The sequence below is a fragment of the Sphingomonas panacisoli genome (assembly GCF_007859635.1).
GTDB classification, from domain to species: Bacteria; Pseudomonadota; Alphaproteobacteria; order Sphingomonadales; family Sphingomonadaceae; genus Sphingomonas; species Sphingomonas panacisoli.
Genome location: NZ_CP042306.1, coordinates 103942 through 116585 on the forward strand (window position 1 = coordinate 103942; position 12644 = coordinate 116585).

10 protein-coding genes and 1 pseudogene are annotated in these 12644 nt (G+C 66.8%); 1 reads left to right on the forward strand and 10 read right to left on the reverse strand.

The window, feature by feature from the left end; translation table 11 throughout:
• Nucleotides 1–14: 14 nt before the first annotated feature.
• The 3 genes and pseudogenes from FPZ24_RS00500 to rpmI all read right to left on the reverse strand — a co-directional run bounded on the left by FPZ24_RS00500 (nucleotide 15) and on the right by rpmI (nucleotide 1452).
• Nucleotides 15–642: pseudogene (locus tag FPZ24_RS00500) on the reverse strand (choice-of-anchor C family protein).
• A gap of 226 nt (nucleotides 643–868) precedes the next feature.
• The gene (gene rplT, locus FPZ24_RS00505; RefSeq protein ID WP_146569222.1) at nucleotides 869–1234 is read right to left on the reverse strand and encodes a 50S ribosomal protein L20; all 366 of its coding nucleotides are present in this window, start codon (nucleotides 1232–1234) and stop codon (nucleotides 869–871) included.
• A gap of 14 nt (nucleotides 1235–1248) precedes the next feature.
• A complete protein-coding gene (gene rpmI, locus FPZ24_RS00510; RefSeq protein ID WP_146569223.1) occupies nucleotides 1249–1452 on the reverse strand; it encodes a 50S ribosomal protein L35 in 204 nt (67 codons plus the stop codon).
• A 159-nt stretch (nucleotides 1453–1611) separates the two neighbouring features.
• On the opposite strand from rpmI, the gene FPZ24_RS00515 reads away from it, so the two are divergent.
• The gene (locus tag FPZ24_RS00515) at nucleotides 1612–3732 is read left to right on the forward strand and encodes an AsmA family protein (protein ID WP_146574029.1); all 2121 of its coding nucleotides are present in this window, start codon (nucleotides 1612–1614) and stop codon (nucleotides 3730–3732) included.
• 145 nt (nucleotides 3733–3877) lie between these two features.
• On the opposite strand, the gene ftsH is transcribed toward FPZ24_RS00515, so the two are convergent.
• From ftsH to FPZ24_RS00550, 7 genes are all read right to left on the reverse strand, one after another.
• Entirely contained in the window at nucleotides 3878–5830 is a 1953-nt protein-coding gene (gene ftsH / locus FPZ24_RS00520) for an ATP-dependent zinc metalloprotease FtsH (protein WP_146569224.1), read from the reverse strand.
• Nucleotides 5831–5914: 84 nt separating this feature from the next.
• Nucleotides 5915–6904 carry a tRNA lysidine(34) synthetase TilS gene (gene tilS, locus FPZ24_RS00525; RefSeq protein ID WP_240047550.1) on the reverse strand — a complete coding sequence of 330 codons (990 nt, stop codon included), beginning with the start codon at nucleotides 6902–6904 and terminating at the stop codon, nucleotides 5915–5917.
• Nucleotides 6882–7844 (reverse strand): hypothetical protein, encoded by a 963-nt coding sequence (locus FPZ24_RS00530; RefSeq protein ID WP_186728948.1) that lies wholly within the window; start codon nucleotides 7842–7844, stop codon nucleotides 6882–6884. The genes tilS and FPZ24_RS00530 overlap by 23 nt, the downstream gene beginning before the upstream one ends.
• 55 nt (nucleotides 7845–7899) lie before the next feature.
• Entirely contained in the window at nucleotides 7900–8850 is a 951-nt protein-coding gene (locus FPZ24_RS00535; protein ID WP_146569226.1) for a helix-turn-helix domain-containing protein, read from the reverse strand.
• A 112-nt stretch (nucleotides 8851–8962) separates the two neighbouring features.
• On the reverse strand, nucleotides 8963–11239 hold the full coding sequence (ptsP, locus tag FPZ24_RS00540) for a phosphoenolpyruvate--protein phosphotransferase (protein WP_146569227.1): 2277 nt from the start codon (nucleotides 11237–11239) through the stop codon (nucleotides 8963–8965).
• Nucleotides 11240–11303: 64 nt separating this feature from the next.
• Nucleotides 11304–11858, reverse strand: coding sequence for a hypothetical protein (locus FPZ24_RS00545; RefSeq protein ID WP_146569228.1), 555 nt, complete (start codon nucleotides 11856–11858; stop codon nucleotides 11304–11306).
• 123 nt (nucleotides 11859–11981) lie between these two features.
• The gene (locus FPZ24_RS00550; RefSeq protein WP_205012853.1) at nucleotides 11982–12560 is read right to left on the reverse strand and encodes a YdeI/OmpD-associated family protein; all 579 of its coding nucleotides are present in this window, start codon (nucleotides 12558–12560) and stop codon (nucleotides 11982–11984) included.
• Nucleotides 12561–12644 lie beyond the last annotated feature (84 nt).

Sequence of the window (12644 nt, forward strand, 5' to 3'; positions counted from 1 at the left end):
AGTGACGTATCGTGTCAGGCGAAGGCAAACGAGCCCTGGCGGCGGCGCAGGACGCCGCCGATCGCACCGAAGCCGAAGACCATCAGCGCCCAAGTGGCCGGTTCCGGCACCGCCGTCACGTTGACGTTGTCCAGCGCTGCGCCATAGGCGGTCTGGCCGGTCGACGTGAAGGTCAGCGTCGTCGATGTGCCGGTCGCGGTGAAAACGTAGTTGAAGGGCGACCACGTCACGACGTTCGGCGGGAACGGCGTGGTGCCGACCGAATAATTGCCGGCGGCGTTGCCGGTCGCCGTTACGCTGACCGTCTTGGTCGGCGGCGGACCGTCGCCATTGGCGCCGAGGAAGAAGGTCACGTTATAGACCTGGCCCAACATGGTATCGAACGTCTGGAAGATGCTGCCCGGCGCGTTGCCCGACAGATCGACGCTGCGCGAACCGTTCTGCGCGTTCCAGTAGGTGCCGATATAATCGACGCTGTCGCCGCCGACGGTCCAGCCGGTGATCGCGGTCGATCCGGCGGCCAACGGCGTGAATACGCCCGGATTGGTCCCGGATCTCGAAGCTGCCATTGATGAACGGGCCGGCATAGGCCGTGGCCGGAAAAGCAACCGCGCAGGCCAGCGCGAGAATCAGCTTCTTCATGATCTACCCCTTTACGCAACGAAACTTGCCGCGCCGCGACTCGGCGCAAGTCAATCTACGGCCGGAACGATACCACTGCTCGGCGTGCTTCCCAACTAACGTTAACCGCTTTCTTACCAACCTGGATCAGGCAACGTCGCTTTTCGGGACTCGGCGGCCCCGCAAACAACGAAGGGCGCCGGTGTTGCCACCGACGCCCCATATTCGTTGCGCGCTACAGGTCGCTTCAGGCGGCCTGGGGCAGCGCCGCCTTCGCCTGCGCGATGATGGCGGTAAACGCCTCACCTTCGTGCATCGCGATATCGGCCAGGACCTTCCGGTCGAGTTCGATGCCGGCGAGCTTCAGCCCGTGCATGAACTGCGAATAGGTCAGACCTTCGGCGCGGACGCCGGCGTTGATGCGCTGAATCCACAGACCCCGGAAGGTCCGCTTCTTCACCTTGCGGTCGCGATAGGCGTACTGCCCGGCCTTCTCGACGGCCTGGCGAGCGATGCGGATCGTGTTCTTGCGACGACCGCGATAGCCCTTGGCCTGTTCGAGGATGTTCTTGTGCTTGGCGCGGGTGGTTACACCCCGTTTGACGCGTGCCATGTCTCTCTAGCTCCTCAGTTCAGGCCGTACGGCGCCCAGGCTTTCACCGTCGCGGTGTCGGCCTTCGACAGGACCGAGGTCCCGCGATTCTGGCGGATGTACTTGCCGTTGTGGCTGATGAGCCGGTGGCGCTTGCCGGCGACGCCGTGCTTCAGCTTACCGGTCGCGGTGAGCTTGAAGCGCTTCTTGACGCCGCTCTTCGTCTTGAGCTTGGGCATTTTGGTCCTTTCGGTTTGAGCAACGCTGGAACGGCCGCGGCAGCCCTTGATGGCCGGGCCGTTCTTTCCACGCATTGCTCGGGAAGCTGGCGCGCATAGCGGCGCTCCCTGCGAAATGCAACCTTTCCGCCGCCTGGCGCGATTCATTCCGCCATGGATATGAGCACACCGGCCATAACCCAGGACGCGGCCGTCGCGCCGCTACCCGTCCACAAGCGGCGCTGGTTCCGGATCGCGCGCAACGTCGTGCTTGGGATCGTGGCGACGCTCTTCCTGATCTGGCTGGTGCTCTACATCACCAAGGGCCGGTTCCTGAAGCATCCGTTCGAGAGCATCACGACCAAGCTGGTCGGCCGCCCCGTCAAGGTGCAGGGCGACTTCCAACTCTATTTCGCGCCGCTCCAGATCAAATTCTACGCCGAGGGGCTGAGCGTCGCGAACCCGCAATGGGCGACCAAGCCGAACCTGTTCCAGGCGCAGAAGGTCGATACGCGAATCGCGCCGCTCAGCCTGATCTTCGGTAAACGGCGGCTCTACTGGCTCGATCTGACCGGGGGCGCGATCGACCTCGAATGGAACGCCGCGCACACGACCAACACCTGGACCTTCGCCGATACGGGCGGGAAGCCGTTCGAGATCCCCCGCATCGATCGCGCGACGGTGGCGGGGACGACGGTGCGGTACATCGATCCGCAGATGCGGCTGGCGACCGATCTGGCGATCGACACGGTCACCGCGCTCGACAAGACGATCGGCAAGGCGGTGGGCTTGCGTGGTACCGGCCGGATCCGCGACACGCCGTTCCGCGTCGTCGCGCAATTGCTGTCGCCCGATGCGACGGTCAATCGCGGCGAGAACAAGCTGACCCTGCGCGCCTGGGCGGCGAACAACGTGATCGACGTCGCGGGGACGCTGCCGTCGGCGACCGATGTCGAGGACGTGCAGCTCAGGACGCGCGCGCAGGGGCGCAACCTGGCCGAACTGCTCGCGATCATCGGCGTCGTGCTGCCCAATACGCGCGGCTACGATCTGCGCGCGGAAATGGTGAAGGACGGGCCGGAATATCGCTTCACGCATCTGGCGGGGCGGTTCGGCAATAGTGACCTGGCGGGGCGGCTGACCGTCACCAACGGCGAGCGGCTGCGGCTCGACTCGGTGCTGGCGACGCGGAGCCTCGATATCGTCGATGCCGCCCCGTTCATCGGCTACAATCCGGATATCGTCGCGACGAAGGGCGCGATGGCGGCCGCGGCGGCAACGGGCGCCGGGCCGACGCGGATCATGCCCGACGCCGCGCTGCCAGTCGCCGAACTGCAGCGCTTCGATGCGGGGCTCAAATGGACGATCGGCGATATCAAGTCGAAGAATGTTCCAGTGTCGAACGTCGACCTGACCCTGTCGCTCGATCACGGCAAGCTGGCGCTGTCGCCGCTGACCTTCGCGATGGCGCGCGGTAACGTCGCGTCGGACATCGTCTTCGACACCCGCGCTCGGCCGGCGGCGGACAGCTACGACATCCGCCTGTCGCCGACGCCGATGGGCCGCCTGCTCGCCGGCTATGGCGTCGACGAATCGGGCACGTCGGGGACGATCAAGGGCCGGATCCAGCTCGCCGGGCGTGGCGACACGATCCACGATTCGCTCGCCAGCGCGACGGGCCGCATCGCCTTCGTCATGCCGAGCGGCAGCTTCTGGACCCGCAACGTCCAGTTGAGCGAGCTCGATATCGGCACGTTCATCCAGAAGATGTTCGAGCATAAGCTGAAGGAGCCGGTGCAGATCAATTGCGGGCTGATCGGCTTCACCGTGCGCGACGGCATCGCGGCGGCCGACCCGATCCTGATCGACACGCAGAAGAACGTCATCCTCGGACGCGGCGGGTTCAGTTTCAAGAATGAGAGCCTCGACATGGCGTTCCGCGCCGACGGCAAGAAATTCTCGATCTTTTCGGGCCAATCGCCGGTCGGGCTGAACGGCTATTTCGCCAAGCCGGGGATCGACGTGATCAGCCCCGAACTGGTCGGCCGCGCGGGCGCCGGCATCGGTCTGGGCGTGGTCGCGAGCCCGCTCGCGGCGATCCTGGCGTTCGTCGATATCGGCGACGCCAAGAGCGCGCAGTGCGGCCCGGTATTGGCGGGCGCACACGCCGCGGCGATGCGGACCAAGGGCGGCAAACCGCGCGACGATGTCGGCAATGGCACGACGTCGAAGACCGAAAGCGGCAAGGAATCGCCCGCCGTCAAGCAGAAACAGAAGAAGAAGTTTCTGGGGATTTTCTGAGGTTATCGATCGCCTAACAATCGGCGTCACCCCGGCCTCGTGCCGGGGTCCGCTTAGCCTCACCGGCTGAAGTCGAGCCCTTTGCCCAGCCGTTGCCTCCCGGTGGACCCCGGCACAAGGCCGGGGTGACGGAGGAAGGTGGCGATTACGCGCCCGCAGGCGCCGGGTTGCCGAACGGACCGTTGGGACGCTTGGTTTTCGGAATCGAGGTGCCCGCGGCCGGGATCGGCGTCGCGCTCGCGCCGCCGTCGTCACGGCCAATGCCTTCGCCCGCGGCCAGCCGCTTGATCTCGTCACCGGTCAACGTCTCGTATTCGAGCAGCGCGCCCGCCACCGCATGGAGTTGATCGATATTCTCGGTCAGCACCTGGGTCGCGCGCTTGTGTCCGTCCTCGATCAACCGCTTGATCTCGCTGTCGATCAACAGCGCGGTCTCGTTCGACATGTTGTGCCGCTGCGACTGCGAATAGCCCAGGAACGTCTCGCCCTGCTGCTCTTCGTATTCGAGCGGGCCGAGCTTGTCGGACATGCCCCAGCGCATCACCATCGCACGTGCCAGCTTGGTCGCCTGCTGGATGTCGCCCGACGCGCCCGACGATACCTTGTCGTAGCCGAAGATCACTTCCTCGGCGACGCGACCGCCCATGACGCTGGCCAGGTCGGCGTACATCTTGTCGCGGTGGTACGAATAATTGTCGCGCTCGGGCATCGAGACGACCATGCCGAGGGCACCGCCGCGCGGGATGATCGTCGCCTTGTGGATCGGGTCCGACGCCGGCTCGTGGATGCGCACCAGCGCGTGGCCCGCCTCGTGATAGGCGGTCATGCGCTTTTCCTCGGGCGTCATGACGAGCGATTTCCACTCGGTACCCATGATCACGCGGTCCTTGGCGAGTTCGAACTGCGCCATCGCGACCAGCCGCTTGCCGAGCCGTGCGGCCATCAGCGCCGCTTCGTTGACTAGGTTCGCGAGGTCGGCGCCCGACATGCCCGGCGTACCGCGCGCAAGCGTGCGCGCATCGACGTCGGGGGCCAGCGGCACCTTCTTCATATGGACCTGCAGAATCTGCACGCGGCCCTCGATATCGGGCAACGGCACCGTCACGCGGCGGTCGAAGCGACCCGGACGCAGGAGTGCGGGGTCGAGCACGTCGGGACGGTTGGTCGCGGCGATGATGATGATGCCTTCGTTCGCCTCGAACCCGTCCATCTCGACCAGCAGCTGGTTGAGCGTCTGTTCGCGCTCGTCGTTGCCGTTGCCGAGCCCGGCGCCACGGTGACGACCGACCGCGTCGATTTCATCGATGAAGACGATGCAGGGCGCCGACCGCTTGGCCTGTTCGAACATGTCGCGCACGCGGCTGGCGCCGACGCCGACGAACATCTCGACGAAGTCCGAGCCCGAAATGGTGAAGAACGGCACGCCGGCCTCACCCGCGATCGCGCGGGCGAGCAACGTCTTGCCGGTCCCGGGCGAGCCGACCAGCAACGCGCCCTTGGGGATCTTTCCGCCCAGCCGTGCAAACTTGGTCGGATCCTTCAGGAACTCGACGATCTCCTGCAATTCCTCGCGCGCTTCGTCGATGCCGGCGACGTCGTCGAAGGTGATCTTGCCGTGCTTTTCGGTCAGCATCTTGGCGCGGCTCTTGCCGAAGCCCATCGCGCCCGACCCGCTCGACTTCTGCATCTGGCGCAGCACGAAGAACGCGATCGCCAGCATCAGCACGAACGGCAGCGACTGGACCAGCAGATACTGCCAGATCGACGGACTTTCCTCGGGCTTGGCGACGACATCGACATTGGCGGCGGTCAGCGCCGGCATCAGCTGCGGATCGACAACCGCCGGCAGGTTGGAGCGGAAGGTCGAATTGTCCTTCATCGTCCCGCTGACCACGGTGCCGGCGATCTCGACCTTAGCGACCGTGCCCTGCTTCACTTGGTTGAGGAACGCCGAATAGGACAGCGACTTGCCGGGCGACGCGGTGGTCCGTTCGCCGATCAGCGACACCACCAATGCCAGCGCGACCAGGATGCCGACCCAGATCACCAGGTTCTTCATCCAGTTGTTACCGCCGTCCGGTTGCTTGTCGTCGTTCATGTTCGTCGCTTTACCTTTTTCGTCGCCCTACAAGATAAGCGACCAACTATTAATGGCAATGGAACAAGCCGCGCATTCGGTCGATCAGGCCGATCGGCGCGGCGGAGCCAACGAAAAGCGCCATTGCGTGCCGGTTTCGCCCATGCGCGCGGGGTGCGCCAATACAGTGCCGAGCATCGCCGGTCGACCCGATTCGAGCGTGCGCACCGCCGCGGCGACCGCGCTGCCGCGTGATGACGTCATGGCGTCGATGTCGTGGACGCAGCGCTCGACCAGGCGGCGGCGCAGTTCGAACGGCAGGTCGCCGGGTACGTCGAGCACGATTCCCGCCGTGTCGCGATGGCACAATTTCGCCGCCAGCCGATCGACCATCCACCCGATCGCATCGTCGGCATCGCCCAGCGCGGCGGCGCTGGCGGCGATATGGTCGGTATCGAGCCAGTCGATCGCGGCGAGATTCTTGCGGAGTCGCGCGCGGTCGAATCGGTCGCTGACGTTGCTGGGGTCGTCGACCGGATCGATGCCGTGCGCGGCGACCAACGCGACCAGTTGGGCATGCCGCCAGCCGAGCAGCGGCCGCACGATTCGTCCGCTCGTCGCACGCACCCCGGCCAGACCCGCGACCCCGGCGCCGCGGTTGAGCCGCATGATCAGCGTTTCGACCTGATCGTCGGCATGGTGCGCGGTGGCGATATAGTCGGCGCCGATCGCGTCGGCCTGCGCTTCGAGCAGGCCGTAGCGGAGTTCGCGAGCGCGGGCGGACAGGTTCGCGGTGCGCCCGGCGCGGTCGGGTAGTGGCGCGGTCAGAATCGCGTGGCAAATACCGCGCGCGGCGCACAGATCGGCGACCCAGGTCGCCTCATCGGCCGATTCGAAGCGGAGACCGTGGTCGACCGTCGCGGCGCTGCAGCGTTCGCCGAGCGCGGCATGCGCCAGCAACAGCAGCGCGACGCTATCGGGACCGCCCGAAACCGCGACGAGCAGGTGCGTGTCGGGATCGGCCAGCGCGGCAAGGTCGCGCGCGAACCGCGCGACCGCCGCGCGGCTCAGGTCATTTGCACTTGTAGGTGGCACGGCCCTTGTCGGCCTCGGCCTTTTGCGCGGCGCTCAACTTGTCGCCGTACACGTCGCCGAGCTCCTTATACACCTGGCAGACGTCGGGCGCGGGGCGCTTGAGCGCGGTCAGCGCCCTGGCCAGGTTGAGCAGGCTGTCGGGTGCGCGGTCGCCGTCGGGCAGCTTCGAATAATTCTCGTAGAAGATCTGCGCCGCCTCGCGCGCCTTGCCGTCGTCGAGATAGACCAGGCCCAGCACGTTCTGCGCGCGGCTCACCAAGCGGTGCTTGGGAAAGCGCGTGCCGTACTTTTCGAGCTGCCCCTCGGCCTCGGGATAGAGCTGCGCCTTCCACAGCCGATAGCCGTAATTGTAGGCGTAGGTCGCCTTGTCCGGAGCGTCGGCGCCGGTCGGCTTGGGCACCGCCGCGACGCGATCGGCGCGGGCGGGGTCGGCATCGATATCGGCAGGCTTGGGGGTGGTCGCGACCGGCTTGGTCGGCTTGGACGGCGCGGGCGTGTCGACCGGGCCGGCCGACACGTTCGGTCCCGGGTTGGCCGATCGCCCGTCCTCCAGCGCGCGCAGCCGCGCATCGGTGTCCTTCTTGTACGCGGCGAAATCGGCTTCGAGCTGTTGCAGGCGATGCTCGGCGGTCTCGACGCGGTTGGTGAGGCCGCTGACCTCGCCCTCGACGCTGGCGATCCGAGCGGTCAGATCGGCGAGCGGGGCGCTGGCGGGCGTTCCGGCGGCGCTGGTCGTGGCATCGGGCGGGCCGATCTCGGGCTGGACCATGGTCGCGCCGCCATTTTGGCGCGACACCGCGCGCTCGACCGTATTGAGCCGCTTTTCGACCTGCGTCATCCGCGCGTCGAGCGACGCCGCCGTACTTTGCGCATCGACCGGCCCGGCCGCCATCAGGCCGCCGGCGACCGTCACCATCATCGCGAACTTGCGCATACCCATCCCCGAACTCATCCTCGATTCACCTATCCCCGAACCCGCCGTTAGTGTCACCCGATCACGGTATCGGCGTCGCCCCGGCGGCGGGCGCGGGCGCGGGAGCGGTGTCGGGGGCCGAGGTCGCGCGCGGCGTCGGCGTGGCGCGAGGCGTGGGCGCGGCGGCAGGCTGGAACGCCGGTGGGATGGCCATGGCGCGCGGGCTGGCGGTCGCCGCGGGCGTCGGTGCTGCAGCGACCGGCGCGGCGGCGGTACCGCGCGCCTGGAGCGCGGTGGCGCTGATCGGCACGTCCTTGATCGCAACCTTGCCGTCGCCGAGCGGCGGGACCGCCGATCCGTTGACCGTGACCTGAATCTTGTCGGGCCGGCCGACATTGATCATCGGATTGTTGGCATCGCCGGGCACGTCGTAGCGCTCGCCCGCCGCCATCGTCTTTTCGAGCAGGGTCTTGCCGGTCGCGTCGTAGATCTTGAGCCAGACCGCGTCGGTCGCGGTCAGCGATACCTGGCCGCCAGAGGCCGGCGTCGGCGTCGCTTCGGGCGCGGCGGCGATGGTGTTCTCGACCACCGGCGCGGCTGGCTCGCTCGATCCGCGGAACATGCTGGTGCCGTACCAGATGATCACGGCGATCACGACCAGCATGCCGATCATGCCCGCTACCGTCGCGAGGCCCGGCGAGGGGACGCGCTTGGGATCGCGGGGCTGGTAGGTTTCGTAGTCGGTCGTCGGCGCGAGCGGGAGCTGCGGGTTGTTGCGCACCTCCGCCGCGATCATCTTTTCGTCCAGCCCGACGGCACGTGCGTACGACTTGGCGAAACCGATCGCGTACGTCGACGACGGCAGGCCGGCATAATTGCCCTGTTCGATCGCCTCGAGGTGCCGCATCGGCACGCGCGTGCGGCTGGCGATGTCAGCCAGCGTCAGCCCTTGCGCCTCGCGCGCTTCGCGCAACTTGTCGCCGGTGCTCTTGGGAAAGAGCGATGCCTGATCCGGCGTCTGTTCCTCGTCCATCAATCTCTCCGGCGTACAGGGTGCGACTTATTATGGCCCTCCGCCATGACGGCAGGATGTCGGCCAAAGCCCCGCCGCCGTCAACGCCAATCCGGCACGATTCGCCGTCGATTCAGACGAGCTCGACCCCGTTTCGCGTCGCCCACTCGGTGAGGTGGCCGCGAACGTCGCGCGGCGGCGCGGCGAGCAGCCGGCCCATCTCGGCGACGATCGCCCCGCGATCGAGGCTGCGGACCATCGCCTTGATCGGCCCGACCGCCGCCGGCGTAATCGACAATCTTTCGATTCCCAACCCGATCAACGCCATGGCCTCCAGCGGCCGCCCGCCCATCTCGCCGCACACCGCCAGGTCGACCCCGGCATCGCGGCACGGCCCGACGACGCGCCTGAGGAAGCGCAGGATCGACGGGCTCAGCCAGTCGTAACGCTCGGCGAGCTTGGGATTGGCGCGGTCCGCGGCGAACAGGAACTGGGTCAGATCGTTGGTGCCGACCGACAAGAATTGCAGGTTGGGGAGCAGCAGGTCGAGCTGTTCGGCCAAGCCGGGCACTTCGAGCATCGCGCCGTAGCGGATCTCGTTGGGCAGCCGCTTGCCGCGATCGGCGAGCCATTGGCGCTGCGCTTCGAAGATCGCCTTGGCCTCGTCGAATTCCCACGGCTCGCTGACCATCGGGAACATCACGTTGAGCGTCCGCCCGCCCGCCGCCTCGATCAGCGCACGCGCCTGCGCCTTCATCAAACCGCCGCGTTCGAGCGCGAGCCGCAACGCCCGCCAGCCCATCGCCGGATTCTCTTCGATCTCGTCGTGCGTGTTGAGATAGGGCAATGCCTTGTCGCCGCCGATATCGACGGTGCGGAACACCACGGGCTTGTCGCCCGCCGCCTCCAGCACATCCTTGTACAGCCGCAACTGGCGCTCGCGCTGGGGCAACGTCGCCGAGACGAGGAACTGGAATTCGGTGCGGAACAGCCCGATCCCGTCGGCGCCGGTCACGTCGAGCGCCGCGACGTCGTCGCGCAGGCCCGCATTACACATCACCGTCAGCCGCACGCCGTCCTTGGTGATCGGCGCTTCGGCCTTGAGCGCGGCGAAGGCGGCGCGGCGTTTCTGGCGGAGGATCAGCTTGGCGTCGAACGCCTCCTCCATCGCGGCCGACGGTCGGACGAGCGCCGACCCGTTGCCGGTAACGTCGAGCAGCAACTGGTCGCCCTCGGCGACGTGCTGGCGCACGTTGCGGACGCGGCCGAGCACCGGCACGCCCATCGCCCGCGCGACGATGATGACGTGCGCGGTCAGCGATCCTTCCTCCAGGATCACGCCCTTCAACCGGCGTCTGTCGTATTCGAGCAGTTCGGCCGGCCCCAGGTTGCGCGCGATCAGGATCGTGTCCTGTCGCAGTCCGAGCTGCGCGGCGGTCCCCATCTGGCCCGACACGATGCGCAGCAGCCGGTTCGACAGATCCTCCAGATCGTGCATGCGATCCTGGAGCAGCGGGTCGCCGATCTGGCGCATCCGCATCCGCGTGCGCTGCTGGACGCGCTCGATCGCGGCTTCGGCGGTCAGGCCGCTATCGATCGCCTCGTTGATGCGGCGCGACCAGCCCTCGTCATACGCGAACATCTTGTACATCGAGAGCACTTCGTCATGCTCGCCGCCGACGCCGAACTCGGCCTGCGCGGCCATCTTGTCGATCTGCTCGCGCATCTTGTCGAACGCGGCATAGACGCGGTGGCGCTCGGCCTCGGTATCCTCGGCGACGGTGTGTTCGATCGTGATGCGCGGCTGGTGATAGACGGCGTGGCCGATCCCCATGCCCTCGACCAGCTTCAGTCCGTCGAGCCGGATCGCGGCGGTCGATTGCGGACGCGAGGCGGGGTCGTTGCGCTGGTCGACCAGCCCGGCGCTGGCGATCAGTTCCGACAGCACCATCGCGACGGTCTGCAGCGCCTCGATCTCGACGTCTTCGTACTTGCGCGGATCGACATGTTGGACCGCGAGCACGCCGATCGCGCGTTCGCGGCGGATGATCGGGACGCCGGCAAAACTGTGGAACTCGTCCTCGCCGGTTTCCGGGCGATAGGCGAAGTCGGGGTGCGCGGTGGCCTCGTCGAGGTTCAGTGTCTCGACATTCTGCGCGATCGTCCCGACCAGACCCTCGCCGAGCGCGAGCTTGGTGACGTGGACCGCGGCCTGGTCGAGGCCGCGCGTCGCGTAGAGTTCGAGCAGCCCTTCGCGCAGCAGATAGATCGAGCAGACCTCGCTATCGAGCGCCTCCCCGATGATGCGGACGACCGCGTCGAGCTTGGCTTGCGGGCTCGACCGCGCCGCCATCACCTCATGGAGGTTGACGAGGATTTCGCGAGCGGAGGCAGCAGCGGTAACGGCCATTCCCAACCGCTAGCAGTTTGGTCGCGGCGGCGCCATTGCAGCCGCCGCAACTTAAACTGCGGCGTCAGAAACCGCGCGGTGCGATGGGAACCGCCGCCGACACCGCCACGACGGTCGTCGATGCCGGGCCGCCGGCGAATTGATCCTGGGGCGACGAACTCCAGAACGGCGCTTCGAGCACGGGCAGTTCGGCTTTCGCGAACGCCATCAGCGCGCCCTGATCGACGGTACCGATCTGCGCGAGCACGTCCTTGGCGGTCGCGCAGAATGCGGCCTGGGCGGGCGGCTGCGCGAAGAAATTGTAGAGCTTGGTCATGTCGCGTTCGCGGGCGTCCTGCCACTTCGCGCCATATTGCGCCTTGTAGCGCGCATCGACCGCGGCGTTGGCAGCGGTCAGCGCCGCGCTGTTGCGGCGGATCAGCGAATTATAGGCGGCGACCGTAGTCGCTTCGTCGGCATCGCGGCAGCCGAGTGCTGCGACGTTCAGTGCGACGCGGACGTGCCACAAGGTTTCGAGCGGCGAGATGTCGGCATCGACGACCGCCGGCTTGAACGTCTGTGCGGCGGCGGGCGCCCCCGCGACGAGAGTCAGCGGCAGCAAGGCAAGAAGAATACGCATGGTTACAACCCCCTAGGCGCGCCAGCCCCACGCGGCGCGACAGAGGAATGGTCACCTGGATGCGGCCAACAACTCCTTCAAAAGAGCCGTCAATTTCGCGTTAGGCACGTTTATTCGGAACTTTCAGTGCAGCGTTTCGTGCGCCGCGCACATCGCGACGAACTTGGCGATCCGCGCGGCGCGTGTCTCGGGCTTCTTCGCGTCGTGGACGCGGTAGAGGATGGCGTAGCGGTTGGCGCCGGTCAGCGTGTCGAAGAACGCACGCGCCTTGGGGTTGGCGTCGAGCGCCGCGCGCAGGTCGTCGGGTTCGGTCGCGGTGGAAGCGGGGGCGTAGGCGGCGTCCCAGCGGCCGTCGCCCTTCGCCGCGGCGATTTCGGCATGGCCCGCTGTCGATACGCGCCCGTCCGCCGCCAGTTGCTCGACGCGTTTGCGGTTCTTCTCCGACCATTTGCTCTTCGCCGTGCGCGGGGTGAAGCGCGTCAGGAACCAGGCGTCGTCATATTTGTCGATCTGCCCGTCGATCCATCCATGGCATAACGCCCCATCGATCGCCTGCGCCTTGGTCAGCGCCGAATCGGCATTCCCTGCCTTGGCGATCTTGAGCCACAGGCCTTTCGCCTCGCGCGGCTGATCCGCGAGCCATTTTTCCCACGCGTCGAGGTCGTCGAACGCGATGACCGGCAGCCCTGCTTTCATCTCCATGCGCAGCCAATCGCATCCGAGCGCTTGACTCTTCAATTACTGTGTATCATACAGTGTATGTCACACACTATGCGAGACACAGGT